This window comes from Streptomyces sp. DT224 (genome assembly GCF_049844595.1).
Classification (GTDB): Bacteria; Actinomycetota; Actinomycetes; order Streptomycetales; family Streptomycetaceae; genus Streptomyces.
This window is the reverse complement of sequence record NZ_JBNCLI010000006.1, coordinates 384,658-411,261: the sequence shown is the minus strand read 5'-3', so window position 1 is coordinate 411,261 and position 26,604 is coordinate 384,658. Positions and strand designations below refer to the sequence as shown.

Genomic DNA, 26,604 nt, shown 5'->3' with positions numbered 1-26,604 from the left:
CCCTCCGGGCCGCACGCCCTTTCCGTACGCCGGAACGCGCCGCGTGTTAGCGTCCCGGGGGCAACGCGCGGACCCCGGAGCGCGTCTTTCGGCCATGAGACCCGAGCGGGAGAGCCGGCCGGAACCAGGCGTCCGGGAAGGGACGGGGAGAGACGCAGTGACCACTGCCGAGCCGACACGGGCGGACGCCCACACCGGCGTCACGGACCCCGCGCAGGCGAAGCGCCGCAGCGACGGCGAAGGGGCCCCTCGGGTCCCGGGCCGGTTCGACGGAGCGAAGCAGCGCGTCCTGCGCCACCCGGTCCTGCTGACGACCGCGGTCGCCGCGGTCGCCCACATCCTCTGGTTCCTCTTCTTCGCCAACAGCGGCGGCGACATCGCGGCCCAGGACGCCTGGGCCGAGTTCGTCGGCCGGCACCCCGGCACGGCGTACAACCTCGCCTGGTACGGGGGCATGCACCCCGTCTCCTACAGCGTCGTCTCGCCGTATCTGATGTCCCTGCTCGGCGTGCGTACGACGATGATGATCGCCGGTACGGTCTCGGCCGGGCTGACCTCGCTGATCCTGTACCGCGTCAAAGCGGTCCGCAATCCGCTGGCCTGCTCGATGGCGGGCGTCTTCGCGTACCTGTGCAACGCGCTGTCGGGCCGGGTGACGTTCGGTCTCGGCATGATGTTCGCGGTCGGCGCCGCCGCCGCCGTGTTCTGCTGGCCCTACCGGTGGCGCTACAGGCGGTGGGCGAAGGCGGCCGTCGCCGCGCCGCTCGCCGGGCTCGCGACGGCCGGCAGCCCGGTGGCGGGCCTCTTCCTCGGCGTCGTCGCGGCCGCGCTCTTCCTGAACAAGCGGCGCCCCGGCGCGTACGCGCTGGGCCTCGCGCCGGTCGCGGTGGTCGCGCTGTCCGCCTGGCTGTTCCCGTTCTCCGGCACCCAGCCGATGTCGGTCGCGACCCTGTCCGGTCCGTTCGTCTTCGCGTGGCTCGTCTTCTTCCTCGTACCGAGTGACTGGAAGACGGTCCGCACGGCCTCGGCCGTGTACGGGATCGGCACGCTGGCGACGTACGTGGTCGACTCGCAGATCGGCTCCAACGTCTCGCGGATGGCCATGCTGTACGCGGGCGTCGTCCTGCTGGCCGCGCTGCCGTTCACCGCGCCCCGCTCGCGACGGTGGTACGCGCTGGTCCTCGCGTTCGTCTCGCTGAACGCCTGGATCGGCTTCAAGGGCATCGACGACATCGTCAGGACCGCCCCCACCGCCTCCTGGACCCGCTCGCTGGCCCCCCTGGTCAACCAGCTCCAGAAGGTCGGTGCCGAACGCGGCCGGGTCGAGGTCGTCCCGCCGAGCAGCCACCGCGAGGCGTCCGCGCTCCCGCGCTCCGTCAACCTGGCCCGGGGCTGGAACCGCCAGGCCGACATGAAGCGGAACCCGCTCTTCTACGACGACACCCTGGACGCCGTCAACTACCGCCAGTGGCTCGACCGCTGGGCGGTGCACTACGTGGTGCTGCCGCAGGGCGACCCCGACTACAGCGGCGCCCGCAAGGAGGCCGAACTCGTCGGCAAGGGCCTCTCCTACCTGAAGCTGATCTGGTCCAACGAGGACTGGCGGCTCTTCGAGGTGGACAGCCCGGTCCCGCTGGCCGACCCCCCGGCCACGGTGGAGCGCGCGGGCGAGGGCGAGCTGACGATCCACGTCAAGAAGGCGGGCCGCGTCCTGATCCGCATCCCGTACTCGCGCTGGCTGGCCGTCGTGGACGAGGACGGCAGCGGCGTGGAACGCCCCCAGGAGACCGAGGCGTCCAAGCAACGGGCGGACGAGAGCACCCCGAGGACCTTCATCAACGAGAACGGCTGCCTGATCAAGGTGGACGAGGACGAGGACGGCGACGAGTGGACGGAACTTCTGGCCCCGCGCCCCGGCACATACCGCCTGGGCGCCCCCTACCAGCTCCCGCCGGGGACGCCTTGCCCGGACGAGCTGCGGTGACGGACGCCGTACGCGCCTCCTGGCGGAACACGACGCACGACTGGGCGGCCGAGGTGGACCATGCCCACCTGGAGGCGGTCCGCCGGGCCCCGGAGACGTACGCCCCCGGCGGGGTCCGCCACCTGATCCTGGAGGTCCTCGCCTACGCGGCGGACGAGGCGGAGGCCACCGGGACCGGCCGCGCCGTCGTCACGCTGCACCCGGACGGCTCGGTCTCCGTCACCGACGACGGCCGGGGCACCGACACCCGCCTCGACGCGGCGGGCCGCCCGGTGAAGAAGCCGGTCATGGCCACGAAGGACCTCCGCTTCTTCGACGCGCCCGACGCCCCCTCCCTGCCCGACGGCCACCCGCGCCGGGGCATGTCCGTCGTCGCCGCGCTCAGCGACCTGCTGATCCACACCAACCGCCGCGCCAACGGCTGCTGGGTCCAGCGCTACGAGCACGGCGTCCCCGTGACGGACCTGGACCCGCTCCCGGACGACGGCACCACGGGCACCCGGGTCCACTTCCGCCCGGCCGCCGGCCTGACCGGGGCGGCCGGGACCGGGCTGACCGACTGGCCGGACCACTTCACCGTCGAGGTCGAGCGCTGAGGAGCGCGTCCCGCACCGCCGCCCACGGGAACGGCTCCGCCTGAGCCGCGGCCAGGACGCGGACGCCCCACCCCCGCAGGGTCTCCACGGCGGGCGCGAACACCGGATGGGCGGCGAGCCTGTCGTTGGTCCACGGCACCACGATCACCGGGGCACCGCCGCCGATCGCGTCGGCGGCCACCGAGAGCGCCAGCGTGTCCGCGATGCCCGCGGCGAGCTTCACGACCGTGTTGTACGTGGCCGGCGCGACGACGACCGCGTCCGCCTGCGGCAGCTCCACCGGGGCGTCCGGATCGGACTCGCTGTGCACGGCCTGCCCGGCGTCCAGGAACCGGAGCCCCACAGGAGTGGGGACGAGGTACGGAGCCCACCCGAGGCTCCGCAGCTCCGCCGCGAAGGCGGGCAGATCCCCGGTGGGCCGCGAGCCGCAGCCCACGAGATGGACGACAGGCCGCTCAGCCATCAGCCGCTCCCGCCAGGTCGTACACCGCGAAGTCCGTCACGGGGCGGTAGCCGACGCGCTGGTACACCCCGTTGCTGGTGGGGTTGGCCAGGTCCGCGAAGAGCAGCACCTCCGCCGCCCCCTCGGCGAGCGCGGCCCGGGAGGCGTGGGCGGTCGCGGCGCCCCCGTAGCCCCGGCCCCGCAGCCCGGCCGGGGTGTAGACGTGGGCGACCCGGATCTGCCCGGCGACCGGCAGCGTCAGCGCCGCCATGGAGACGGGGACGCCGTCCGGGGTCTCCCAGAGGCTGACGCGGCGCTCGGCGATCCGCGCGTCGGCCCAGGCCCCGGGGTCCTGGGCGCCGCCCCCGCCGATGTCCCGCACGAACTCCGCGTACCACCGCGCGACCGGCCCCCGGTCCCGCGCCTCAGCGACCCGGGCGCGCCCCTCAGGCGCCGGATCGGGCCACCGGAGCTCCCCGAGCCGGTAGAGCCGCAGGCGCTCGTGAAGCCGGGGCTCTTCCCTCGTACGCGCCCGCCACGCTTCGGCGAACGCGGCGGCGGTCGCGTCGTCCGCGTTGACCCCGGGGACGGGGTCGCCCGCGGCCTCCAGGTGGGAGGCCAGCGCACCGGCCTCCTCGGGCGTGAGGGGCGTGACGATCAGCCGGTAGGGCGGCGTCCGGAAGTACGCGGCGCGCACCTCGCCGCCCCGCTCCAGCACCCCGAAGACGGGCGCCTCGTCCCCGTACGCCTGCGGCCCCCGCGCACGCAGCCCCTCGCACACGGTCAGGGGGACCGTGTGCAGAGCGGGCCGCGACCGCAGGAAGCCGCCGGCGCGGGCGAGGAAGGCGTGCACATCGGGCACGCGAAGCCAGGTTGAGGAGTCCATGGGCCATTCTCCCGTGAGGGGGGAGGGGAGCGCCCGTGCTTTTCGCGTCCCGCGGCGGGCCTACTCGACGTCGATCCCGAACTCCGTGACCAACTCCTCGAGACCGCCCCGGTATCCCTTGCCGCCGGTGACGAACTCCCAGTCCCCGTTGGCGCGCCGGCGGAACGAACCCAGGACGAGCGCGGTCTCGCCGGGCCGGCCGTCCGAGACGTCCAGCCGGTCGAGCGGGGTGCGCTCGGCGTCGAGGAGCCGGATGCCGGCGTCGGTGAAGCCGGAGAGGTCGGCCTCGGGGTTGGCGACGGGGTCGATCGCGGCGATGATCACCAGCCGGTCCGCACGCGCCGGGAGCGCGTCGAAGGCGACCCGGATCGCGGCCTTGTCGGGCGCCACGGGGATCAGCGCGCGGACCGAACCGTCCGGAGTGCGCGGGTTGTTGAAGAACACGAAGTGGTCGTCGTCCAGCACACGGCTGCCCCGGCAGACGAGCGCGCAGACGTCCAGGGCGACGGAGCCGGACCAGTACATGCCGAGCACGTTGTGGTCGCCGTCGCGGCTGTCGTCGTCGTAGGTGTCGGCATCGCGGCTTTCCGGCGCGGTCCGCTGGGCCGGTACCGGCCGCACCCCGCCGCCGCCCAGCCGCCCGCGCAGTCCGTGCCGGTGCAGCAGATCGACCAGCTCGGAGCCCGGGACCAGCTCCAGCGGCTTGCCGTTGGCGAAGGTGTGCGAGCCGGGGCCGAACGTGGAGGTGGTGACCAGCACGCCCTTGTTGGCGCCGGTGTCCTGGACCGTCCCGTACAGATCGCGGACGGCCGTGGGCGGCACGGTGTTGCGGTAGCGCTTCACCTGGACGACGATCTTGCCGCCGCGTATCGGCGTCGGGTCCAGCGCGTCGACGTCGACACCGCCGTCGTTGGAACGCTGCGTGGTGACGGCCTGCATGCCCATCGCCCGGAAGAGCTCGGCGACCAGCGCCTCGAAGGCGAGCGGGTCCATCTCGTACAGGTCGGGCTCCTCGTCGCCGCCATGGGTCACGACCCCGTTGCCGACGTCCTCGGGGACCCGGCCGGGCCGCACCGCGGCGTACTGGTCGGGACGCGTGGACAGCTGCCCGCGCAACCCGTCCACCAGGCAGTTCACCGCGTTCACCTGCTCCAGGTGCAGCTCGGCGAAGTCCGCCCGGGTCGCCATGACCGTGCCGAGGAACATGGGCATCCGCCGCCCGGTCGCCGGGTCGTGGTCGTCCACAAAGCCGTTCAGCGCGACCGAGTCCAGAGCCCCGAACTCGTCGGCGGCGAAGAGATCGCGCAGGACGAGCAGCAGGCACTGGGCGAGCACGTCCCGGTACAGGGCCCGGCGCTGCGTGACCGGCCGGGGCGACTCCTTCTCCTGGTCCGCGTTGACCATGTACCGCACGGACTTCGCCTCGGGGACCACGTCGTACCGGGGCAGCTCCCAGTTCAGCACCAGCTGCCGCGCGCCCGAGTCGTACGCCGCCGCGACCTGCCGGGGCAGCTCGTCGGGCCAGCCGGTGGAGGCGTAGAGCGCGGCGGAGAAGTACTCCACGGCCGCCTCGGCGTCCCCGGCACGCAGTCCGGCGGTCATCTCCGCGACTCCGGCGTTGTGGAGCCGGATCTCCGCCAGCCGCGCGTCCGCCCACGCCTGGTACTGCCGCTGGTACGCGGCGAACTGCGCCTGGCGGCGCGCCTCGGCCGCCTGCGCCGCCTGCCGGTCCCGCTCGAACCGGGCCCGCGCCTCCGCCTGCGCCTGAGCCCGCCGTGCCGCGGTCCACCCGCCGCCCTGCGCCTCGTACCGTGCCGGATCGGGCATGGGCACGGGCTGCGCCAACGGCCCCGGCGCGAACGGCTCGACCCGCTCCGCCCGGGTCAGCGCCGAGGCCCGGAACGCCGGCGCCCGGCACCCGGCCGCCAGCAGCCCCTGCAACGCCTCGACCCGGGCGTCCAACTCCCGCGTACGCCGCCGCGCCTCGGCCTCACGCTGCTCCCGGTAGGCCGCCTTCTGCTCCCGCTGACTCCGCGCGACCTCCCGCTGATACGCCCGCTGCGCCCGCTCCTGATCCCGCTGATACCGGGCTTGCGCCTCCTGCTGCCGCTGTTGCTGCCGTTGCGCCTCGGCCCATACGGCGACCAACCCATTGGAGCGACGACTCATCCCGCCCAGGCCCTCCCCACCGGGACGCGCCCGGCCCCCTCGCCAGCAGTGATGGCGCAACTTTAATGCGCAACGGACCGGGGGGCCCATGGACTTGGCAGGATCAAGGGGAGCATGCGGCGGCAATCTCCGCGTCCAGGACACCGAGGAGGCGTGGATGCCGCTCGCCCCGTTGCCGTACATCGACGAGCACGAGACGGTCATCAAGGCGTCGGCCGACGCCGTCTGGCGAGCCCTGAGCGAGACCCTGGACCGCTCCTTCGCGGGCCGAGGGGCGACCGCCTACGCCCGCCTGGTCGGCGCCACCGACCGTACGGCCACCGGCCCCCGCCCCCTGACCGTGGGCTCGACGCTCCCCGGCTTCCGGGTGACGGCCGCCGCCCGCCCGCACGAGCTGACCCTGGCGGGCCGGCACCGCTTCTCGACGTACACCCTGACCTTCCGCCTGGACGAGCTGTCCCCCACCCGGTCCCGCCTGCGCGCGGAAAGCCGGGCCGCCTTCCCGGGCCTGGCAGGCGGTGCCTATCGCCGCCTGGTCGTCACCACAGGCGGCCACGCCCTGGGCATGCGCCGCCTCCTGAGAGCAATCCGCCACTGCTCCGAGTAGCCCCGTCATCCGCAGGCACCGCTCACCCACCTCGGCGAACACCTGGCAGACGCCCGTCCCGCACCCGTTTTGGTTGTCCCTACAACCTTCCAGCCCTTCCAGAAGTCTGGAGGGGCTGATGAGATCTTGATTCCCTGGGGGAACACATGAGAAGACGCACCCTCTCGGCGCTGTGCGCACTCGGCGCATTCGGTGGCGTGCTCGCGGCTCCGACGGCGGCACAGGCGGCCGACCCGCACCCGTCGGGCCCCTCGGTCCGGACCGACGAGACCCGGATCTACGTGGACTTCGGTACATACACGCGGCCGAAGGACCTGAAGGTGCTCCTGCGTAAGCCGGGCACCGACACCCCCGTGGCGACCATCGATGAGTTCGAATTCCTGGAGGACACGGACCCCTGCTCGCCGTCCTGCCAGGACGACCCCGGTGAGACCACCGTCGGGACCACCCCGCTGCGCCTGGCGGACCTGGGCCAGTACGCGGTGGACGTCGAGTACGACGGCACCGAGGGTGAAACGATCCTCCACAAGGACGAGGCGGTCTTCGACTACCACCTGATCCCGCAGGTCAAGACGTTCGAGGTGAGCGGGAAACCGGACGTGGAGCACAGGACGGTGACTGTCAAGGCGGACGCGACGCTGCGCGACCCGCGCGACGGCGCCGAGACGCCGATGGCGAACGGCCGGCTGGTGCTGGAGACGACCGCGGCGAAGACGGGACTGACCACCGACGCCGCGGGCCATGTCGAGGGGCCCTTCACCTTCACGGGCACGGAGAAGCACGACCTGGAGACGTATGAGAACGACGTCAAGGTGGTCCTCCGGCCGGCCGGCGCGGACGCCGCGCACGGTCTGACCCGCCAGGTCGAGGTCGGCTACACCGTGACCGACATCACGCTGGACTCGTCCACGGTGCGGGGCGCGGACGGGACCGACGCCCCGTTGACCGGCCGGGCCACCTACCGGGACAACGACGGCGTCTCCAAGCCGGTCCCCGTCGGCACGCCGATGTCGGTGTACAACGTGCGGTCCTTCAAGACCGGGGAGGACGGTCGTTTCACCACCCAAGTCCCCGTCTACGGCACCCGACAGCAGAAGATCGCCCTCCACGGCACGCCATGGCTGTCCACCAGGTACGTGCCCGTCAGCCCCGACCCCACCACGAGCGCGGGCTTCCACAGGCTGCCCACGGTCACCGTCAGCCGGTACAAGAAGGTCACGGTGTCGAGCGTCTTCGACCGCTACGACCTCCCGGCTTCGACGACCCTGAAGGTGAACCTCCAGTTCAAGGCGCAGGGCACCACGACCTGGGTCACCAAGAAGACCATCGACAGCCCCGCCGTCGCGGGCGACAGCTCCCGCACCGTCAAGGCCGCGGACCTGCCCTACCAGGGCGTGGGCGTCTGGCGGTTCCAGTTCCCCGGCACCCAGCAGATCCCGGCCGGCCCCGCCCCGGAGTCGTACATCGTGTCCCGCCGAACGACGGCCTTCCCGGAGTTCAACGCGACCCCCGAGCCGGTCAAGGCGGGCGCCCCCCTCACGATCACCGGCAAGCTCAACACGGAGAACGAGGACAACGGGCAGTGGTCCGCGCTCGCCGGCGCGCGGATCGACATCTACTTCCGCGCGAAGGGCACGACCACCTGGCGCAAGGTCGGCGCCGCCGCGACGGGTGATGACGGCAGGTTCACGAAGACCTTCGTGGCGGCCAAGGACGGCGACTGGCAGGCCAAGTACGACGGCGACGACTGGAGTCACTTCTCCGGCGACAGCCGCCTGGACTTCGTGGACGTCCAGCTCGCGCCCCGGGGCTCGTCCGGGCCGCTGGCGGGCGGGGACGCCACGTGGCGAGGAAGCCACGGGGCCCCGACGCGACGCGCGGTGTCACGCGGCTGACAGCACCCTGGCGGCGCCCGGCGGCGTGAGCGGCGCCCGCGGCGCCGCGGCCGACCGGGTCTCCCGCACACACGGGTGCGGATACGGCACTGGCTGAGCGCGGGTGTCCCGCGCCCACCCCGCGAGAACCTCCGCCGGCCGCGCCCGCCGGCTGTCGCTGCGCCGGCCGGCGCCTCGGCGACCGCGCGGGCCTCGTCGCGCAGGCCGTAACGCGCCGGCCCGAGCGTGATGACCGCGCCCGGCGAAGCGGAGCGGAGCCGGCTTGAGCGGGCGGCACCAGGCGACGGAGGTGAACCGCGGCTCTGGTCGGGCCGCGGTCAGAACGGGGGATCCGCGTCTGCGGCGTCACCTGCCGCGAGGTTCCGTCCGGCCGACGAGGACGTGTTGCCTGGTGCGTCGCACACCTCGAACGCCTCCCGCCGGACGTCCAGGCCCGCAGTGTCCTCGCCCCATTCGGCGAGGGCTTCGATGGCTCGTTGCCGGTACTGCCACAGGGCGCTGACGGCCAGTGCCTCTCGCAGGACCGGGGCCACGGCTTTCCGGTGACGGTGCAGGCGAGGGTCGTCCAGCAGCGGGATGCAGGCGGCGAGCGCTGCCTCACGGACGTGCAGGTCGTGGTCGTCGAAGCAGGCGGAAACGGCGGAGAAGAGAAGCGGGCGGATCTCGGCGGTCCGGACGAACGGAGGGTAGTCCTCGGGCGGGAAGCCGAAGCGGCGCATCGTCGCCCCGGCCCGGTCGCCGGCGGCGTTGGCCACCGAGTCCAGCCACCCGAGGAGTTCGGCGCGCATCGGTCCCGGGAAGTCGCGGGGCCCCTTCTCGACGGGCAGGGCGGTGAGCGGGTCGAGGAGGATCGCGGCCACGTAGAGCGCGGCCGGGGCCGTCGCGACGTAGAGGGTGTTCTGGTGGTGCACCACATGGTGCAGGTGGTCCAGGGCCCGGGATCTCACACTCCGGTCGACGTCCAGCAGCGCGACGAGCTGTGTGGGGGTGTCCTCCGCTGTCCCGTAGGCGTGCTCCAGGCTCCCCCAGTCGGTCTCGGCCAGCACCACGGCAGGGTCGGGCAGGGGATCCAGGCTCACTGCTGCTCCTTCCAGGCTCGGTCCACGGCCGCGGCAGCCGCGTCGTGGGCGAGCTTCTCGATCTTCGCAGGCACCTTCCGCTCGTCGAGGACGAAGAGCCGGCCATCGACGAGTCCGGTCGTGGGCTTCCAGCCCAGACGGTGGCCCGCCTCACGGGCAGCCCGCCGGAGGTCCTTGAGCTCGCCCATCTCTGCGAGATCGTCGCCGTTCAGGATGAGTTGCCCGTAGCAGGCGTCGCACTGCGGCCTGAGGGTGGGCCGCATCAGCGACTCAAGCCGGTCGACCACGTTCTCGCACCGTCGCCGGGCGAGCTCGTCCTTCGCGGGCATCTCGCGCAGTCCCCACCTCTGCCCGCAGCCGCATGTGTGCTGCAAGCACGAAGGCCCTCCCGCCCGACGGACGGAAGGGCCTCTGACCTGGTGTTTCTCTGTGCCCCCGGCAGGATTCGAACCTGCGACACCCGCTTTAGGAGAGCGGTGCTCTATCCCCTGAGCTACGAAGGCCGGGCGCCCGCCGTCAAGCGGGGCCCCGGTCGGTCGTCCTGCCTCACGCCCGGCAGGCGCGCGCACAAGGTCGACTGACCGCTGACAGCCTAGCGGATCGGGGTTGGGGCGGGCGCCCCCGTTCAGGGTCGGCGCTCAGGGCCGCGTCACCTGCACCCGGTAGTCCCCCTCGTCGTCCTTCTCCAGCACCGAGATCCGTATCCCGTTCGCCCGGTCCGTGAAGGTGTCGCCCGGCTGGTACGGGGCGTCCGAGAGTTCGGCGTGGACGTTGGGGAGGCGGGTGCAGCCCGGGCTGTTCCTGGTGCTGTCGGCCACCGAGATCGGGCCCTGGCCCGTGTCCACGTCGGAGCTGACCTTGTAAATGAGGACGCCGGGGCGGCAGACCGCCTGGTCGTTGCCCGCCTGGGTGCGGACCTCCACCGCGTAGCCGGACTCCGCGGTCAGCGGGACGAAGGCCAGCTTCAGGCCGCCCCGGGTGGCCAGGGGTCGCAGGACGTGGTCCGTGGTGCCGGGGCGGGCGGCGCAGCTGACCTGGTCGTTGTCCAGCCAGCCGAGCTTCCACTTGTGCCAGCCGAGCAGGTCGTTGTTGGCGCCCCAGTCCTCGGACATGATGTCCCAGTGCCCGACGGAGCCGCCGCCCTCCATCGTGTAGAGGTCGGGCAGGCCGAAGACGTGGCCGTTCTCGTGGGGCAGGACCCGGTAGCCGGTCTGGGCGTACGAGCCGGATCCGTCGTCCTGGCGGCTGTAGACGAATGAGGTGTTGGACAGCGGCACCCCGTCCGCGATCGGGGCGTCGTCGTTGCCCGAGAAGGTCACCGAGAGCACGGTGTCCAGGGCGGAGGGCCCGGCGTTCGGGGTGACCAGGATGTTGACCAGGTCGTACTCGTCGAAATCCACCTTCGGGTCCGCGGCCGCCACGATGTCCTGGACCAGGTGGCGGTAGCCCGGCTCGTACGGGGAGCCCCGCTCGATTCCGTACTCCTCGAAGGGCAGCGGCATCCTCAGCCACGAGCGGATCGGCGCCTCGGGTATGTAGGTGAGGCGGCCGTAGGAGCTCGTCCGGAACCACTTCGTGGTCTGCGGGAAGAATTCGGCCAGCCGGTCCGTGGCCGGCTCGGTGCCCTCCGCGTCCGGGAAGTCGATCATGAGGTTCAGTGCGCGGACGCGGCCGGTGGAGCGGGCGTAGCCGGGCTGCGTCGGCATGCCCTCCGACATCTGTACGCCCATGGCCGACGCGATCCGGCAGGGGCCGAGCCCCGTGGCCAGGGGGGCCGTCGCGGCGGGGCCGGCCGACGCGGGGCTCTCGAGGGGCAGCGTGCTGCTCGCGGTCGCCAGGGCCGCTATGACCAGGGCCGTTGCAGCGCCGAGAGCGAGTGGGCGGCGGTGCTTGCGTATCCGGTGGCGGGGCTGCTGCATCGAGGCGCCTTCCGGTCCCGCGGCAGCCGGCCGACCCCGGCTGCGCTCTGTCGCCAGCCTCTTCCGGGTGATCGCGGGACGCTCGCTGGGTGCGCCGTTCGGCTGGTTTCCGGCGTCGGCGGTGTGCGTGACGCAGGTCACAAAGGGCGGGGAAATAAGCGGGGAGCCTTTCCCCGTTTGCATCGGTGTCCCCGCGAAACGGGGAGGCGGTCCCCGGTTGTTTCTCCGGCCGGGACCGTGACAGAAGCCCAGAAGGAAAAGGAGCGCCGCCGTGGCCGTCACCGCACCCGCGCAGCCCCGTACGCCCAAGCCGAGGGCCGACGCGCTGCGCAACCGGGAGCGGATCGTGGCGGCGGCGCGCGAGATGTTCGTCGAGTTCGGGCCCGACGTGCCCCTCGACGAGGTCGCCCGCCGCGCCGGTGTCGGCAACGCGACGCTCTACCGGAACTTCCCCGACCGGGCTGCCCTGGTCCACGAGGTCGTCCTCGCGGTCACCTCCCGTACCACCGACCGCGCCGAGGAGGCCGCCGCCGAAGAAGCGGACCCCTTCGCCGCGCTCACCCGCTTCGTCCACGCGGCGGCCGACGAACGCATCGGGGCCCTGTGCCCCATGCTCTCCGGCGGCTTCGACAAGGACCACCCCGAACTGCTCGCCGAGCGCCGGCGCCTCGAAGAGGCCGTCGAAGGGCTCGTCGCGCGCGCCATGACCGCGGGGCGCCTGCGCACCGACATCGCCGTCGGTGACGTACTGGTCGCCCTCTCCCAGCTCACCCGGCCGCTGCCGGGCATCGCCTGCCCGAACATCGACCGGTTCACCCATCGCCACATCCAACTGTTTCTGGACGGACTCGCGGCCCCGGCCCGGTCCGTACTCCCCGGAACGGCGGCGACCTTGGAGGACCTGCGGCGCCGCACGTGACGTGATCCGCGCCCGCCCCACTCCCTGCCCCCTTACCTGAAGCCTTCCTCTCACCCGAAGCCCGACGACTCCCGTCAGACCTGCCCTCAGCCGTGCCCGCGCCAGCGGAACGCACGGTTCGCGATCTCTCGCGCCCTCGCGCGCTCCTAGGTGGCTACTCCCATGTCAAAAACAGCTGATGTCCGACTCCCCGACCCCAGTCGCTGGAAGGCCCTCGCCTTCATCGCGCTCGCGCAGTTGATGGTGGTGCTCGACGCCACGATCGTGAACATCGCGCTGCCGCACGCCCAGACCGCCCTCGGCATCACCGACGCCAACAAGCAGTGGGTCATCACCGCCTACGCCCTCGCCTTCGGCGGGCTGCTGCTCTTCGGCGGACGCATCGCCGACCTCTGGGGCCGCAAGCGCACCTTCGTCGTCGGGCTGATCGGCTTCGCCCTGGCCTCCGCGCTCGGCGGCGCGGCGCAGAACCAGGGCATGCTGTTCGGTTCCCGCGCCCTCCAGGGCGTCTTCGGCGCGCTGCTCGCGCCGGCCGCGCTCTCGCTGCTCGCGGTGATGTTCACCGACGCCAAGGAGCGCGCCAAGGCGTTCGGCATCTACGGGGCGATCGCCGGTGGCGGTGGCGCCGTCGGCCTGATCCTCGGCGGCTTCCTCACCCAGACGCTGAACTGGCGCTGGACCTTCTTCGTCAACATCCCCTTCGCGATCGTGGCCGCCGCCGGTGCCTACTTCGTCATCCGCGAGCCCGCCGGCAGCCGCAACCGCTCGCCGCTCGACATCCCGGGCGTCGTCCTGTCCGCACTGGGTCTGGTCTCGCTGGTGTACGGGTTCACCCGCGCCGAGTCCGCGGGCTGGTCGGACGCGCTGACCGTCGGGTCGTTCGTCGCCGCCGGTGTCCTGCTGCTGTCCTTCGTCCTGACCGAGGCCAAGGTCAAGTCGCCGCTGCTCCCGCTGCGCGTCGTGATGGACCGCAACCGCGGTGGCGTCTACCTCTCGCTGGGCCTCGCCGTCATCGCGATGTTCGGCCTGTTCCTCTTCCTGACCTACTACCTCCAGGTCGTCAAGGGCTACTCGCCGATCAAGACCGGCTTCGCCTTCATGCCGATGATCGCGGGCATGATCACCGGTTCCACGCAGATCGGCGCCCGGCTGATGACCCGGGTCCCGGCCCGCACGCTGATGGGCCCCGGCTTCCTGACCGCCGCCGTCGGCATGCTGCTGCTCACCCGGCTGGACATCGACTCCTCGTACGCGGCGGTCATCCTGCCCGGCCAGCTGCTGCTGGGTCTGGGCATGGGCACGGCGTTCATGCCGGCGATGTCGCTGGCCACGCACGGTGTCGAAGCGCGTGACGCGGGCGTCGCCTCGGCGATGGTCAACACCTCGCAGCAGGTCGGCGGTGCGATCGGCACGGCCCTGCTGAACACGATCGCCGCCTCGGCCGCGACGGCGTACGCCACCTCGCACGCCGCGCTCGGCGCCAAGAACCCCGAGCTGCTGAAGCTCCAGTCGATGGTGCACGGCTTCACCGGGGCCATCTGGTGGGCCGTCGGCATCCTGGTGGTGGCCGCCGCGATCGCGCTGACCTTCGTCAACGCGGGCCGTCCGGTCTCCGCGGGGATCTCCGGAGGCTCCGCTTCCGGTGACGCGGAGGGTGCCGAGGACGGGATCAGGGTCCCGGTCGTCGCCCACTGACCCGTCGCCGCCTCTGTGGATACGTTTCTGCCCCGGTTCCCTCGTGCGGGAGGACCGGGGCAGAAGTGCGTCGGGGGGCTCAGCGGAGCCAGGGGAGGTCGGCGTCCCCGCCCTCCGGCTGGAGCCCGGCCGCCAGGACCTGCATGATCTCGCCCAGCGCGTGCACCTGCTCGGGCGTGAGGCGGTCGAACATCGCCTGGCGGACGGCCTTGACGTGGCCGGGGGCGGAGCGGCGCAGCATCGCGTGGCCCTCGTCGGTGAGGACGGCGTTCTGGCCGCGCTTGTCGGAGGGGCAGTCCTCGCGGCGCACCCAGCCGCTCTTCTCCAGCCGGGCGACCGCGTGGGAGAGGCGGGAGCGGGTGATCTTGGCGTTCCTGGCGAGTTCGGTCATCCGCATGCGGTGCCGGGGTGCCTGGGAGAGCTGGACGAGCAGGCCGTAGTAGATGTGCGGCATGCCGGCATCGGCCTGCAACTGGCGGTCGAGGTGATCCTCCAGCAGCGTGGTGGCGTGCAGATACGCGCGCCAGACGCATTGTTCTTCCTCGGTGAGCCAGAGCGGCGCACCCGTTGATGCCGTGGTCATGTACTCCACTGTACGACCTTTTCTTGAAAGTTGAACTAGATAGGGCTAAGGTCTCTCAAGGTAGGAGCTTGAAGATTAAAGAATCTTTCCTGCCGAAGCCCTCTACAGAAGAATTACCTTGAGTAGCCGCAGTTGGGGAGTGTCATGACCATCACCGCGGAGCGCATGCCCGCCCTCTACCTCTCCCACGGAGCCCCGCCGCTCGCCGACGACCCCGTCTGGCCCGGCGAGCTGGCCGCCTGGTCGGCGCAGCTGCCGCGACCCGCCGCCGTCCTCATGGTGTCCGCGCACTGGGAGGAGGCCCCGCTCGCGCTCGGCGCCACCGAGACGCTTCCCCTGGTGTACGACTTCTGGGGCTTCCCCGAGCACTACTACCAGGTGCGGTACGCCGCCCCCGGCGCCCCGAAGCTGGCCGAGAGCGTCCGCAAACTGCTGCGCGGCGCCGGTACGCCGGTCCAGGACATCCCGGACCGCGGCCTCGACCACGGCGCGTACGTACCGCTGGTCGAGATGTTCCCGGACGCCGGCGTCCCGGTGCTCCAGATCTCCCTGCCGACGCTCGACCCGCAGAAGCTGATGGACATCGGACGCAAGCTGGCACCGCTGCGCGACGAGGGCGTCCTGATCATCGGCAGCGGCTTCTTCACGCACAACCTCGCCGCCCTGCGCCACACCGGCGGCGGCGTCCCCGGTTGGTCGGCGGAGTTCGACGACTGGGGCGACCGCGCACTCCGGGCGCAGGACATCGACGCACTCCTGGACTTCGAGCACAAGTCCCCGGCGGGCCGCCTGGCGCACCCGCGCACCGAGCACTTCGCCCCGCTCTTCGTCACCCTCGGCGCCGCCGAGCAGGAACTCGGCCAGGGGCGCAGCGTGATCGACGGCTTCTGGATGGGACTGGCGAAGCGCTCGGTGCAGTACGGATAGGAGCGCTGTTACGGGGAAGTGCCGTCAACGGCGCCTACGAGGAGTGCCGTCACAGCGCCGGCGGGTTCAGCTCCACCGCGCGCAGCGCCGCCGCCAGAGCCGGCGCGCCCCCCACGTCCAGCGCGGTGTCCGCGAACTTGATGGTGTGGTCGTCGCCGTGCGCCGCCGCCCGCGCGAACACCTCCTCGGGCGTGAGCGACGCCCCGTGCCCGGCCGGGAGGACGGCGGCCTCGGCGGGGGAGTACGCGGCGGTCACCGCCGCGCTCGCCGCCCACGCGGCCCCCGTGCTCGGCGCCCACAGCTCGCGCGGCAGCGCCGGCAGCGTCCGCAGTACGGCGTTGGGCGCGGTCGCCGCGTGCACCAGCATGATCGGCGCACCGTGCCCGTAGCGCGCGTAGCGGTGGACGGCGGCCTCCACCAGCTCCTCCAGCCCGGCGCGCGCCTCGTCCGCCCCGGCGGCGGCCGCGCCCCGCCACTGCGGGAACGCCGTGATCCGGGCCAGCCGGGCCTGGATGCCGCCGGTCTGGTCGGACACCCGGGGCACGGCGTCCAGCGCGGCGCCGGCGGCCCGGACCGGGGTGAGCGGGGTGAGCGGGGGCAGCGGCTGGTGGCGGGCGGCCCAGTAGCCGAGCGCGTGGGCCAGCTCCCTGACGCGGGGGCCGGTCTCCTCGCTCGTCAGCAGGGTGCGCACGCTGTGGCCGACCCGGATCACCGGGTGCGTGGCGCCGCCCGCGATGCCCGGGAGCAGCCGGGGCCACCACTCGGCGAGCACGTCGCGCCAGGGGCGGGCGGCGGTCTCCCGCTCGAAGTACGCCGCCCAGTCGGCGATGCGGCGGGGGTCGCCCAGGGCCTCCTGCCAGTTCGCCGGGGTGACCTCGGCGAAACGGTCCGGCATGTCCTCCAGGTTCGCCCGGTAGTGGTCGAGCCAGCGGTGCACGGTGGCCGCCTGACCGTTGCGGACCAGGGCCTCCACGGCCATGGGCGCGTGGTTGGACAGCCAGCCGTCGCGCTCGGGGCCGGAGGAGTGCAACCGCTCCAGGGCCTCGTCGAGGGTGCCGGTGGTATCGGGGTCGGTGCGCTGCGTCGTCTCGTTCATGACATCGACGCTATGTGCCCCGTGTGCGCGCGGGAACGGACTGCGGTCCCAAGGTCCCGGGCATGGGGCCTAGGTCTGCGGACCGGGGCCGATGGACCGGCACCGGGGACAGAGGTCCGGGCAACCGGTGACCCGTACCCGGCGTCTTCCGGGGTACGGGGGGTGTCGAGGGCCCCGAAACGACCCGGGCACCCGGCCTGACCTGCACGGACGTACCTGGCCGCAGCACGGACCCGCTCCGGTGGCGGAACAGGGTACTGCATGATCGCGAAATTGAATGCCAGGCATGGGAATTCTGTCCGGATTCCAGTCGTTGTTTCCATCGGATGCAGGGCACCCGAGAGGGTGTCGCGACCTACTCAGCAAGGGAGCACGCATGGCAACCCGTGCCGTCGCCCGTCGTTCGTCCGCCACCGGCGGGACCAACCGGGCGAGCAGTGTTCGCGCCGTGGGCGGAGACATCGCCGATCGCGACCTGGTCGGCATGTACCTGGACGAGATAGCGCGTACGCCGCTGCTCGACGCCGCCAAGGAAGTCGATCTCTCCCAGGCGGTCGAGGCCGGTGTCTACGCGCGCCAGATCCTCGACGGCGAAGTGGAGAGCGACGCGGGCGGCGCCTCGCGCGAGGAGCTGGAGGCGCTGGTCGCCGAGGGCGAGCGCGCCAAGGACGTATTCATCCGCTCCAACCTCCGTCTGGTGGTCGCCGTCGCCCGCCGCTACCCGCGAGCCGGGCTCCCCCTGCTCGACCTGATCCAGGAGGGCAACGCGGGCCTGGTGCGCGCGGTCGAGAAGTTCGACTACGCCAAGGGCTTCAAGTTCTCCACGTACGCCACCTGGTGGATCCGCCAGGCCATCACGCGCTCCATAGCGGACCAGTCGCGCACGATCCGGCTCCCCGTCCACCTGGTGGAGGAGCTGGGCCGCATCCGCCGGGTGCAGCGCGAGTTCAACCGGGAGAACGGCCGCGACCCGGAGCACGCCGAGATCGCCGCCGAGCTGGGCTCCACCCCGGGGCGCGTCGGTGACGTCCTGGACTGGGCCCGCGATCCGGTCAGCCTCAACATGTCCGTGGACGACGAGGGCGACACGCAGTTCGGCGACCTCCTGGAGGACACCTCCGCCATCTCGCCCGAACAGTCCGTGCTCACGCTGCTGCGCAGCGAGGAGCTGGAGGAGCTGATCGGCAAGCTGGACAACCGGACCGCGTCGATCATCCGCATGCGGTACGGCATCGAGGACGGCCGCGAGCGCACGCTCACCGAGGTCGGCAAGGAACACGGCCTCACCCGCGAGCGCATCCGCCAGATCGAGAAGCACGCGCTCCTCGAATTGAAGCGAATGGCTCACGACACGGGTTTTGACGCTGCAGCCTGAGCCAGAGTCCAGTAACCTCCGAATTGGGCCGCTTCACCCGGCCCCCTGAAGCTGAGTCCCGGCGCCCACCCCCCCTGGCGCCGGGGCTCATTCATTTCCGGGCGGCGTTCTCCGCGCTCCGCCGGACCCCGCGCGGCTGAGCCGGCCGCCCAGATCCGCCAGGCACGCCACCAGCTGCGGCGGCTCGTGCACGGTGAACTCGCAGTCCACCATCGCCAGCCGCACCGCCACCCACTCCAGCTGATCCCGCAGCACGGTCCGCAGCCGGCAGCCGCCCTCGCCCTCCGGTTCCAGCGGGCCCATCCGGCCGCGCAGCCGCGACGCGACGAACTCCGGCGGCGCCGCGAAGCTCACCTCCACCTCGATCTCGGGCTGGCGGCGCGCCATCGAGCTCGACAGGAACTCCGCCGCGTCCCCCTCGGGCAACTCCCTCGGCGCGAACCGGGCCCCGGTCGGGAACGGCTCGCTGACCCGGTCCACCCGGAAAGTCCGCCACGCCTCGCGCCCCAGGTCGTACGCCACCAGATACCAGCGCCAGCCCGTGCTCACCAGCCGGTACGGCTCGACCTGCCGCCGCGACTCGGCGCCGTCGCCCGCCCGGTACGCGAAGCGCAGCCGCTCCCGGCCGGTGACCGCCGAGGCCATCACGGTCAGGGTCTGCGGGTCGATGGTCGAACCGTCGCCCCGGGCCAGCGGGACCGTCGCGTTCTGGAGGGTGGAGACCCGGTGGCGCAGCCGGGACGGCAGCACCTGCTCCAGCTTGGCCAGCGCCCGTACGGACGCCTCGTCCACGCCCTCGATGGCGTGGCCGGCGCCGGCCCGCAGCCCCACCGCGATGGCGACCGCCTCCTCGTCGTCCAGGAGCAGCGGCGGCATGGCGGTGCCCGCCACCAGCCGGTAGCCGCCCACCGAACCGCGCGACGCCTCGACCGGATAGCCCAGGTCGCGCAGGCGGTCGATGTCGCGGCGGATCGTGCGCGGGCTGACGGCCAGCCGCTCGGCGAGCTCGCTGCCCGGCCACTCGCGCGGTGTCTGGAGCAGGGACAGCAGATTCAGCAGTCGTGCCGGGGTATCGGTCATGCCACCCAGGATGCGCGCCCAATGGGTCACAAACTGTCCTATTGGCTGTTTAGGTTCTTCCCATGACTTCCTCCGCACCACTGCCGTCTCCCGCGGCACCTTCGGACCGCCGCCGGTGGTTCGCCCTGGCCATCGTGATGACCGCGGCCTTCATGGACCTGGTCGACGTCACGATCGTCAACATCGCCATCCCCAGCATCAAGCAGGACACCGGCGCCTCGTTCAGCTCGATCCAGTGGATCGTCGCCGGATACGCCCTGGCCTTCGCCGCCGGGCTCATCACCGGCGGCCGGCTCGGTGACATCTACGGCCGCAAGCGGCTCTTCCTGGTCGGCATAGGAGGCTTCACCCTCGCCTCCGCGCTCTGCGGCTTCGCCGCGAACCCGGAGATGCTCGTCGCCTCCCGCTTCCTCCAGGGTGCGACGGCCGCCCTGATGGTGCCCCAGGTGCTGTCGATCGTCCACGCCACCTTCCCCGCCCACGAGCGCGGCAAGGTCTTCGGCCTCTTCGGCGCGATCGTCGGCCTCGGCGCGGTCTCCGGACCCCTGCTGGGCGCGCTGCTGACCGAGTGGAACATCGCGGGTCTGCAATGGCGCCCGATCTTCCTGATCAACCTGCCCGTCGGCATCCTCGGCCTGGTCCTGGGCAGGAAGTTCATCACCGAGTCGAAGTCGCCCCGGGCGCTGCGCCTCGACCTGGTCGGCGTCCTGCTCGTCACGCTCGGCATGCTGATGCTGATCTACCCGCTGACGCGCGGCCGCGAGCTGGGCTGGCCGCTGTGGGGCTACCTGTCGATGGCCGGGAGCGTCCTCGTCTTCCTCGTCCTCGTGCTGTTCGAGCGCGCCAAGGCCGGCCGGGACGGGTCGCCGCTGATCGAGCTGTCGCTGTTCCGGGTCCGGAGCTTCGCCGCCGGGATCGCCGTGCAGCTGACCTTCGGCATCGGCCTCGGCATCTTCTTCCTGGTCTGGACCCTGTACATGCAGATGGGCCTCGGCTGGAGCGCGCTGCGGGCCGGCCTGACCGGAGTGCCGTTCTCCCTCTCCGTCTCGGTCGCCGCCGGCCTCTCCGTACAGAAGCTCGTGCCCCGCTTCGGCCGCAAGGTCCTCCAGACGGGCGCGCTCCTGATGGCAGCCGGCCTGCTGCTCTACATCTGGGAGTCGGACCACTACGGCATGGACATCACGTCCTGGCAGATGGCACTGCCACTCGTGGTGATGGGCGTCGGCATGGGCCTGATCGTCGCGCCGCTGGCCGACGCGGTGCTGTCCGAGGTGCCCAAGGAGCACTCCGGTTCCGCCTCCGGCCTCTTCAACACCGTGCAGCAGATGGGCAACGCGCTCGGCCTCGGGCTCGTCTCCGTCGTCTTCTACGGGGCGATCGGCGACCGGCTCACCCCGGAGCAGGTCGGCCCGGCGTTCGCGGACGCCTTCGAGCAGTCGCTGTGGTGGGTGGCCGGTGTGCTGGTCCTGATCTTCGGGGTGATGTTCGCCCTGCCGGCCAGGCCGAAGCAGCACGTCGAGGGCGCGGCGGAGGACGAGCCCGTCGCGGCCGAGCCCGCCAAGGAGCCGGTGCTCACGCACTGATCCGACGGCGTACGCGGCAGGGACACCGGCGCCCGCACCCCTCCGAGGGACGCGGGCGACGGCGTGCGGCGGGGCGGGTCAGCAGATGCGCGTACGCGCTTCCATCGCGCAGCGCGCCGTCTCCTCGTCCCCGTACACCTCGCACATGTGGCGGCCGTCCGGCGTCGCCGTGTGCTCGACCTCCCACAGGCTCGTCTCGCTGCCGTCGAGGAGCAGGAACGCGTGCTCGTACAGCGTGAAGCCTGCGTCCCGGCCCTCCACCCGGCACTGGCGGCCGAAGACCTGCGTGATGTGGTGCGCGAAGGCGGCACGCAGCAGCCGGGCGGTCTCCTCACCGGGCACGTCGCCGTTCTCCGCGCGGCGCAGTACGCGGCGGGCGTGGTCCGCCGAGTTGTCCGGCGCGTACATCCGGGGGAGCGGGGCGGGGGGAGCGGCCAGCAGCGCCGACATGAGCTCCAGGTCGGCCTGGGCACCCTCCTCGTCGCCGAAGTCGGGAACGTCCCACAGGCTGCCGGTCAGCCGGGCGGCGGCGATGTGGGCGTCGGCCTCGTCGTCGTACAGCTCGTGCTGCCGGCTGTCGGGACGGCCGTCCCCGCGCGGACCGCTGTGCACCAGCTCCCACAGGGTCAGCGCGGAGCCGTCGCTCAGCAGGTACGTGTGGCGGTAGGTCTCGCGGTGCAGGGTGGCGCTGTGGTGCGAGGAGTACAGGGAGCTGCTGTGGGCCAGCGCGGACCCCAGCCGCTCCACCGTGCTGTCGGGGAGGTCGAACGAATTGAGAGCCCGACGCAGGATTCGCTCGAGGTGCTGCTCGGTCGTCTCATACGGATCGCTCAAGGTGCTGTCTCCAGGCCGTCGCCGCGTGTGACTTGGTGCGTGCATAACGTAGCCCCTGGGGCTGACATCGGGACCGGGGTTCAGAAAAACGCACGGGGCGCACGGAAGGTTCCGCGCACCCGTCCCGGACTTCCGCACGCGGGCCGGGCTTCCGTGCGCCGGCCGGGCTTCCTCACGCGGGCCGGGCTTCCGTGCGCCGGCCGGGCTTCCTCACATGGGCGGCGGGCCGTAGAGGTCCCGGTACGAGGGGAAGGTGTGCCCGCCGTCGCGGCCCCGGACGCCCTTCGCCGCCCGGACCGCCTTCACGATGGCCCGGGTCACCGCCTCCGCGCCCGCCGCGAGCAGCGGGTTGAGCGCGACGGGGTCCTCCGCGTCCAGGTCCCGCCGGCCGGTGGCGAGGGCGAACACGGTGTCCCCGTCGGTCATCAGGTGCACGGGCCGGATGGCGCGCGCCAAGCCGTCGTGCGCGGTGCCCGCCAGCTTCTGCGCCTGCGCGCGGGTCAGCCCGGCGTCCGTGGCGACGACGGCGAGCGTGGTGTTGAGCGGGGGGCGCGCGGCGGTGCCGTACGCCTGCGCCAGGCGCCGTCGCGCCGCCTCGTGGACGCCGGCGGGCGGGGCGACGGCCGGCTCCTCGCCGCCGTACTCCCCGAACAGCGTCCCCGTACGGGGATCGAGCACCGAGCCCGCCGCGTTGACCACGACGAGCGCGCCGACGGTGAGCCCGGACGGCAGGAGGACGCTCGCGGTCCCCACCCCGCCCTTGAGCTGCCCGGCGACCGCCCCCGTGCCCGCGCCGACGCACCCCTCGGCGACCGCCGCGCCCTCCTCGGCCCGGGCGGCCTCCTCCACGGCCGCCCGGCCCGTCGCCGCGTCCGGCCTGGCCCGCCAGTCGCCGCCCCGCCCCAGGTCGAAGACGCAGGCCGCCGGGACCACGGGGACCACCTGGGCCGGATCGGCGCCCACCCGCACCCCGCGCCCCCGCTCCTCCAGCCAGGCCATCACCCCGGACGCCGCGTCGAGCCCGTACGCGCTGCCGCCGGTGAGCACGACCGCGTCGATGCGCTGGACCAGGTTGCGCGGATCCAGCGCGTCCGTCTCCCGCGTGCCCGGCCCGCCCCCGCGCACATCGACGGCGGCGACCACCCCGCCCTCGGGCGCGAGCACCACGGTGGTCCCGGTGAGGGCGCCCTTCCCGGGGACCTGGGCGTGGCCGACGCGCAGCCCGTGCACATCGGTGAGGGAGTCCTGACGGGACATCCGGTGCTCCTTCGCGGGGCGGGAGTGGAGGGGCGAGCGGTCAAGGTACCGCCGAAGACCCCTTACGCCCTGGGGGGCTCCCCCCCCCCGCCCCCCCGCCCCCCGCCCCCACCCCACCCACGCCCCCATCCCACCCGCGACTCGCCCACCCTCTTGGGCTCACAAAACAGGACCAAACGTCCCACACCGCCCTACCGTGGCACCGTGACAGAGCCACCTGAAGCCGCAGGCGCAGCCGCGCAGCCCGCCCCCGGGGGCCGTACCGGAGCCGTCGACGGTGCGGGCGGCGCGCCGGCACCGCGTGGGTCCGGGCGGGCCGGGGGGCTCGTTCCCAGGTCCGTCACCGCGCGGGCGACCGCGGCCGGCGTCATCGTCTCCCTTCTGCTCGTCGTGGCCATCGTGCTCGGCAGCCGGTTCCTGGAGCACTTCGACTCCGCACTGCTGCCGTACGCCGTGGCCACGGTGTTCCTGGCCTTCGGCGTCGCGTACCGGTACACGGTCTGGGTCTCCGCCCCCGGCGCCAAGCGGCTGTTCAAGAAGGGCTGGGGGAGCCTCTTCTCGATGGCCAACTTCCGCCGCGCGCCCACCGCGCTGCCGAAGATGATCGCCACCTACCTCGGCTTCCAGAAGTTCCTCGGCGCCCGCTCGCACGCCCGCTGGGCCGCCCACCAGCTGATCTTCTGGGGCTGTGTCCTCGCCGCGCTGATCACCTTCCCGCTGACCTGGGGCTGGTTCACCTTCACCTCGGGCACCGGCTCCGGACCCGGCTACGAGATGCGTATCTGGGGCTTCAAGATCATCGGGTTCGACTCCCTCGACTTCCTCGGCTGGCTGATGTTCCACGGCCTGGACATCGCCGCCGTCCTCGTCATCCCCGGCGCCTCCTACTTCCTGTGGCGGCGGATGAAGGACCGGGCGGCCGTCACGGGTCAGCGGTTCGCCTACGACCTGGTGCCGCTGATCGCGCTCATCGTCATCTCCGTGACCGGCCTGCTGCTCACCTTCTCCTCGATCTTCCTGCACGGCGGCGGCTACGAGTTCCTGGCGATCCTCCACATGGTCGCGGTGGTCTTCACCCTCATCTACATCCCGTTCGGGAAGTTCTTCCACATCGTCCAGCGCCCCGCCGCCGTCGGCATGCAGCTGTTCAAGTACACCGGCCGGCAGGACGAGGAGGTCTTCGCCTGCCGCCGCTGCGAGGAACCCATCGACACCACCCCGTACGTCGACAACCTCCGCGGCACCATGCGCGATCTCAGCCTCGGGTTCGACGAGTGGGCCGAATACTGCCCGCGCTGCAAGAGGGTGCTGCGAGGCAGCGCCTATCTCTCCCAGGTGAAGAAGGGCTTCAAATGACCGCGGACTCGCGCACACCCGAACCGCATGCGGTCGTCCCCATCGATCCCTCCCTCGCCCCGCCGGGCACCCGCGCCTTCCGCGACGCGGGCGGCATCCCCGCCGACCGCTGGCACGCCGACCAGAACGGCGAGACCCTCGTCCCCACCCACTGCTGCTTCTGCGGCGTCCAGTGCGGCATGTATCTGCGCGTCGACCGCGGCGGCAAGGTCTTCGGCGTCGAGCCCCGCAACCACGACATCAACCGCATGCGCCTGTGTCCCAAGGGCATCAACGCCTACCAGCAGATCAACCACCCCGACCGGCTCACCGCCCCCCTCATGCGCCGCTCCCGCGACGAGGACTTCCGCGAGGTCTCCTGGGACGAGGCGCTCGACTTCACCGTCGCCGAGATCCGGCGCATCCAGCAGACGTACGGGAACGACGCCTTCGGGCTGCTGGGCGGAGCGAGCCTGTTCTCCGAGAAGACCTACCTGGTCGGCAAGTTCGCCCGGGTCGCCCTCAAGACCCGGCACGTCGACTACAACGGCCGGCTCTGCATGGTCAGCGCGGCCGGCGCCAACAAACTCGCCTTCAACATCGACCGGGCTGGCAACCCCTTCTCCGACATCCTCCTCGCCGACTGCCTGCTCATCGCCGGCTCCAACGTCGGTGAGTGCTTTCCCGTCATGACCCAGTACGTGTGGGGCGCCCGGGACCGGGGCGCCAGCCTCATCGTGGTCGACCCCCGCGAGACCGCCATCGCCCGGACCGCCGACATCCACGTCGCCCTCAAGCCCGGCACCGACTCGGCGTTCTTCAACTCCGTACTGAACGTCGTCATCGAAGAGGGCCTCACCGACGAGGCGTACCTCGCCGCCCACGCCACCGGCTGGGAGGAGGTCAAGGCCAAGGTCGCCGAGTACCCGCCGTCCCGCGCCGCCGAGATCTGCGGCATCCCCGCCGAACAGATCGTCCAGGTCGCCCGCACCTTCGCCCGCGCCCCCAAGGCCATGGCCTGGCACGCCCGGGGCATCGAACACCACTCGCAGGGCGTCGAGAACTGCCTCACCGTGATCAACCTCTGCACCGCCACCGGACACATCGGCAAGCCCGGCGCCGGCTACGGCACCATCACCGGCCAGGGCAACGGGCAAGGCGGCCGCGAGCACGGCCAGAAGTCCGACCTCCTCCCCGGCGGACGCTCCATCAGCAACGCGGAGCACCGCCGGCAGATCTGCGAGATCTGGGGCATCGAGGAGTCCGAACTCCCGCCCGCCGGTACCTCGATGATGGAAATGGTCTGGCAGATGCAGCGCCGCGAGATCCGCGGCCTGATCGGCATCTGCAACAACCCCTTCGTCTCCCTGCCCAACTACCGGGTGGTCAAGGAGGGGTACGACGCCACCGAGTTCCACGCCCAATTCGACTTCTTCCTTTCCGAGACCGCCGCCAACGCGCACGTCGTCTTCCCCGTCACCACCTGGGCCGAGGACGACGGCGTCATGGCCAACGCCGAGGCCCGGGTGGTCAAGCACAACAAGGCCCAGGACCCGCCCCCGGGCGTCCGCACGGACACCTGGGTCATGTGTGAGCTCGCCCGCCGGCTCGGCGCCGGCGACAAGTTCGCCTTCGACAACTCGCGCCAGGTCTTCGACGAGCTGCGGATCGCCTCCGCCGGCACCGTCAACGACTACTACGGCATCACCTACGAACGGCTGGAGGAGACCGGCGGCATCTCCTGGCCCTGCCCGTCCACCGACCACCCCGGAACCCCCCGGCTCTTCGAGGACGGCAAGACCTACCACCCCGACGGCAAGATCCACCTCCAAGTGGTCGAGTGGCACCCGCCGATGGACCCGTACGACGACGAGCACCCCATGACGCTCACCACCGGACGCACCGTCGCCCACTTCCTCTCCGGCAACCAGACCCGCAGGCTCGGCGGCCTGGTCGAACAGACCCCCCGCCCCTGGGCCGAGGTCCACCCCTCCCACGGCTTCCGCAACGGCGAACCCGTCCGCGTCGTCACCCGGCGCGGCAGCGAGGTCTTCCCCGCCCTGGTCACCGAGGCGATCCGCCCCGACACCGTCTTCATCCCGTACCACTGGCCGGTCCCCACCGCCGCCAACGCGCTCACCATCGACGCCCTCGACCCCCGCTCCAAGATCCCCGAGTACAAGGTGTGCGCCTGCCGCATCGAGCACGCCGAGCGGATCGACGAGGTCCCCGCGCCCCCGGTCGCCCCCGGGCATGTCGCCTATCCGGAGGCCCAGGTCTCCCGCACCGACCCGCTGCCGCCCACGTCCCCGCAGGGCCGCGGCACCTCGGAGAGGAGCTGAT

At 72.2% G+C, this 26,604-nt stretch carries 22 protein-coding genes, 1 tRNA gene and 1 pseudogene; 11 read left to right on the top strand and 13 right to left on the bottom strand.

Annotated features, from left to right (window positions below; genetic code table 11):
- Window positions 1–157 precede the first annotated feature (157 nt).
- Together ACLQ2N_RS17700 and ACLQ2N_RS17695 are read left to right on the top strand one after the other, a co-directional pair.
- Entirely contained in the window at window positions 158–1,984 is a 1,827-nt protein-coding gene (locus tag ACLQ2N_RS17700; protein ID WP_425814002.1) for an MFS transporter, read from the top strand.
- A complete protein-coding gene (locus ACLQ2N_RS17695) occupies window positions 1,981–2,580 on the top strand; it encodes an ATP-binding protein (RefSeq protein WP_425814000.1) in 600 nt (199 codons plus the stop codon). The genes ACLQ2N_RS17700 and ACLQ2N_RS17695 overlap by 4 nt, the downstream gene beginning before the upstream one ends.
- Here the strand turns inward: ACLQ2N_RS17695 and ACLQ2N_RS17690 are convergent.
- From ACLQ2N_RS17690 to ACLQ2N_RS17680, 3 genes are read right to left on the bottom strand one after another with little or no spacing between them, the layout of a single operon-like run.
- Window positions 2,558–3,043, bottom strand: coding sequence for a flavoprotein (locus tag ACLQ2N_RS17690; protein ID WP_425813998.1), 486 nt, complete (start codon window positions 3,041–3,043; stop codon window positions 2,558–2,560). The two genes, ACLQ2N_RS17695 and ACLQ2N_RS17690, sit on opposite strands and share 23 nt — an antisense overlap.
- Window positions 3,036–3,908, bottom strand: a complete 873-nt coding sequence (locus ACLQ2N_RS17685; RefSeq protein ID WP_425813996.1) for a GNAT family N-acetyltransferase — start codon at window positions 3,906–3,908, stop codon at window positions 3,036–3,038. The genes ACLQ2N_RS17690 and ACLQ2N_RS17685 overlap by 8 nt, the downstream gene beginning before the upstream one ends.
- Window positions 3,909–3,968: 60 nt before the next feature.
- Entirely contained in the window at window positions 3,969–6,077 is a 2,109-nt protein-coding gene (locus ACLQ2N_RS17680) for a restriction endonuclease (RefSeq protein ID WP_425813994.1), read from the bottom strand.
- A gap of 157 nt (window positions 6,078–6,234) precedes the next feature.
- On the opposite strand from ACLQ2N_RS17680, the gene ACLQ2N_RS17675 reads away from it, so the two are divergent.
- Together ACLQ2N_RS17675 and ACLQ2N_RS17670 are read left to right on the top strand one after the other, a co-directional pair.
- Window positions 6,235–6,684 (top strand): hypothetical protein, encoded by a 450-nt coding sequence (locus tag ACLQ2N_RS17675; protein ID WP_425814217.1) that lies wholly within the window; start codon window positions 6,235–6,237, stop codon window positions 6,682–6,684.
- A 146-nt stretch (window positions 6,685–6,830) separates the two neighbouring features.
- Window positions 6,831–8,579 carry a hypothetical protein gene (locus tag ACLQ2N_RS17670; RefSeq protein ID WP_425813992.1) on the top strand — a complete coding sequence of 583 codons (1,749 nt, stop codon included), beginning with the start codon at window positions 6,831–6,833 and terminating at the stop codon, window positions 8,577–8,579.
- Here the strand turns inward: ACLQ2N_RS17670 and ACLQ2N_RS17665 are convergent.
- The 5 genes and pseudogenes from ACLQ2N_RS17665 to ACLQ2N_RS17645 all read right to left on the bottom strand — a co-directional run.
- Window positions 8,568–8,815: pseudogene (locus tag ACLQ2N_RS17665) on the bottom strand (glycogen debranching N-terminal domain-containing protein); the annotation flags it as partial. The gene ACLQ2N_RS17670 and the pseudogene ACLQ2N_RS17665 overlap by 12 nt on opposite strands.
- 81 nt (window positions 8,816–8,896) lie before the next feature.
- Window positions 8,897–9,658, bottom strand: coding sequence for a hypothetical protein (locus tag ACLQ2N_RS17660; RefSeq protein ID WP_425813990.1), 762 nt, complete (start codon window positions 9,656–9,658; stop codon window positions 8,897–8,899).
- Entirely contained in the window at window positions 9,655–9,987 is a 333-nt protein-coding gene (locus ACLQ2N_RS17655; RefSeq protein ID WP_425813988.1) for a hypothetical protein, read from the bottom strand. Before ACLQ2N_RS17655 ends, ACLQ2N_RS17660 begins: the two co-directional genes overlap by 4 nt.
- A 101-nt stretch (window positions 9,988–10,088) precedes the next feature.
- A tRNA-Arg gene (locus ACLQ2N_RS17650) sits at window positions 10,089–10,161 on the bottom strand.
- A 135-nt stretch (window positions 10,162–10,296) separates the two neighbouring features.
- Complete coding sequence (locus ACLQ2N_RS17645; RefSeq protein ID WP_425813986.1) at window positions 10,297–11,577, bottom strand: M6 family metalloprotease domain-containing protein; 1,281 nt, start codon at window positions 11,575–11,577, stop codon at window positions 10,297–10,299.
- Window positions 11,578–11,848: 271 nt separating this feature from the next.
- On the opposite strand from ACLQ2N_RS17645, the gene ACLQ2N_RS17640 reads away from it, so the two are divergent.
- Window positions 11,849–12,496 (top strand): TetR/AcrR family transcriptional regulator, encoded by a 648-nt coding sequence (locus tag ACLQ2N_RS17640; RefSeq protein WP_425813984.1) that lies wholly within the window; start codon window positions 11,849–11,851, stop codon window positions 12,494–12,496.
- Window positions 12,497–12,658: 162 nt separating this feature from the next.
- On the top strand, window positions 12,659–14,191 hold the full coding sequence (locus tag ACLQ2N_RS17635; protein WP_425813982.1) for an MFS transporter: 1,533 nt from the start codon (window positions 12,659–12,661) through the stop codon (window positions 14,189–14,191).
- Window positions 14,192–14,270: 79 nt separating this feature from the next.
- On the opposite strand, the gene ACLQ2N_RS17630 is transcribed toward ACLQ2N_RS17635, so the two are convergent.
- A complete protein-coding gene (locus tag ACLQ2N_RS17630; RefSeq protein WP_425813980.1) occupies window positions 14,271–14,783 on the bottom strand; it encodes a MarR family winged helix-turn-helix transcriptional regulator in 513 nt (170 codons plus the stop codon).
- Between the two features lie 135 nt (window positions 14,784–14,918).
- On the opposite strand from ACLQ2N_RS17630, the gene ACLQ2N_RS17625 reads away from it, so the two are divergent.
- The gene (locus tag ACLQ2N_RS17625) at window positions 14,919–15,701 is read left to right on the top strand and encodes a dioxygenase (RefSeq protein WP_425813978.1); all 783 of its coding nucleotides are present in this window, start codon (window positions 14,919–14,921) and stop codon (window positions 15,699–15,701) included.
- A 49-nt stretch (window positions 15,702–15,750) separates the two neighbouring features.
- On the opposite strand, the gene ACLQ2N_RS17620 is transcribed toward ACLQ2N_RS17625, so the two are convergent.
- Window positions 15,751–16,797: a questin oxidase family protein gene (locus ACLQ2N_RS17620; protein ID WP_425813976.1), complete on the bottom strand. Its 1,047-nt coding sequence runs from the start codon at window positions 16,795–16,797 to the stop codon at window positions 15,751–15,753.
- A gap of 376 nt (window positions 16,798–17,173) precedes the next feature.
- On the opposite strand from ACLQ2N_RS17620, the gene ACLQ2N_RS17615 reads away from it, so the two are divergent.
- The gene (locus tag ACLQ2N_RS17615) at window positions 17,174–18,172 is read left to right on the top strand and encodes a sigma-70 family RNA polymerase sigma factor (RefSeq protein ID WP_425813974.1); all 999 of its coding nucleotides are present in this window, start codon (window positions 17,174–17,176) and stop codon (window positions 18,170–18,172) included.
- A gap of 87 nt (window positions 18,173–18,259) precedes the next feature.
- Here the strand turns inward: ACLQ2N_RS17615 and ACLQ2N_RS17610 are convergent, their stop codons facing one another.
- The gene (locus ACLQ2N_RS17610) at window positions 18,260–19,252 is read right to left on the bottom strand and encodes a helix-turn-helix transcriptional regulator (protein ID WP_425813972.1); all 993 of its coding nucleotides are present in this window, start codon (window positions 19,250–19,252) and stop codon (window positions 18,260–18,262) included.
- 62 nt (window positions 19,253–19,314) lie between these two features.
- Between ACLQ2N_RS17610 and ACLQ2N_RS17605 the strand changes: the two genes are divergently transcribed.
- Window positions 19,315–20,835, top strand: a complete 1,521-nt coding sequence (locus ACLQ2N_RS17605) for an MFS transporter (RefSeq protein WP_425813970.1) — start codon at window positions 19,315–19,317, stop codon at window positions 20,833–20,835.
- Between the two features lie 78 nt (window positions 20,836–20,913).
- Here ACLQ2N_RS17605 and ACLQ2N_RS17600 read toward each other — a convergent pair whose 3' ends face one another.
- Together ACLQ2N_RS17600 and ACLQ2N_RS17595 are read right to left on the bottom strand one after the other, a co-directional pair.
- Window positions 20,914–21,669: a DUF6227 family protein gene (locus tag ACLQ2N_RS17600; RefSeq protein ID WP_425813968.1), complete on the bottom strand. Its 756-nt coding sequence runs from the start codon at window positions 21,667–21,669 to the stop codon at window positions 20,914–20,916.
- Between the two features lie 210 nt (window positions 21,670–21,879).
- Window positions 21,880–22,926 carry a P1 family peptidase gene (locus ACLQ2N_RS17595; RefSeq protein ID WP_425813966.1) on the bottom strand — a complete coding sequence of 349 codons (1,047 nt, stop codon included), beginning with the start codon at window positions 22,924–22,926 and terminating at the stop codon, window positions 21,880–21,882.
- A 204-nt stretch (window positions 22,927–23,130) separates the two neighbouring features.
- Between ACLQ2N_RS17595 and ACLQ2N_RS17590 the strand changes: the two genes are divergently transcribed.
- Together ACLQ2N_RS17590 and ACLQ2N_RS17585 are read left to right on the top strand one after the other, a co-directional pair.
- Window positions 23,131–24,282 (top strand): MFS transporter, encoded by a 1,152-nt coding sequence (locus ACLQ2N_RS17590; protein WP_425813964.1) that lies wholly within the window; start codon window positions 23,131–23,133, stop codon window positions 24,280–24,282.
- Window positions 24,279–26,603, top strand: coding sequence for a molybdopterin oxidoreductase family protein (locus tag ACLQ2N_RS17585; protein WP_425813960.1), 2,325 nt, complete (start codon window positions 24,279–24,281; stop codon window positions 26,601–26,603). Before ACLQ2N_RS17590 ends, ACLQ2N_RS17585 begins: the two co-directional genes overlap by 4 nt.
- Window position 26,604: the final 1 nt, after the last annotated feature.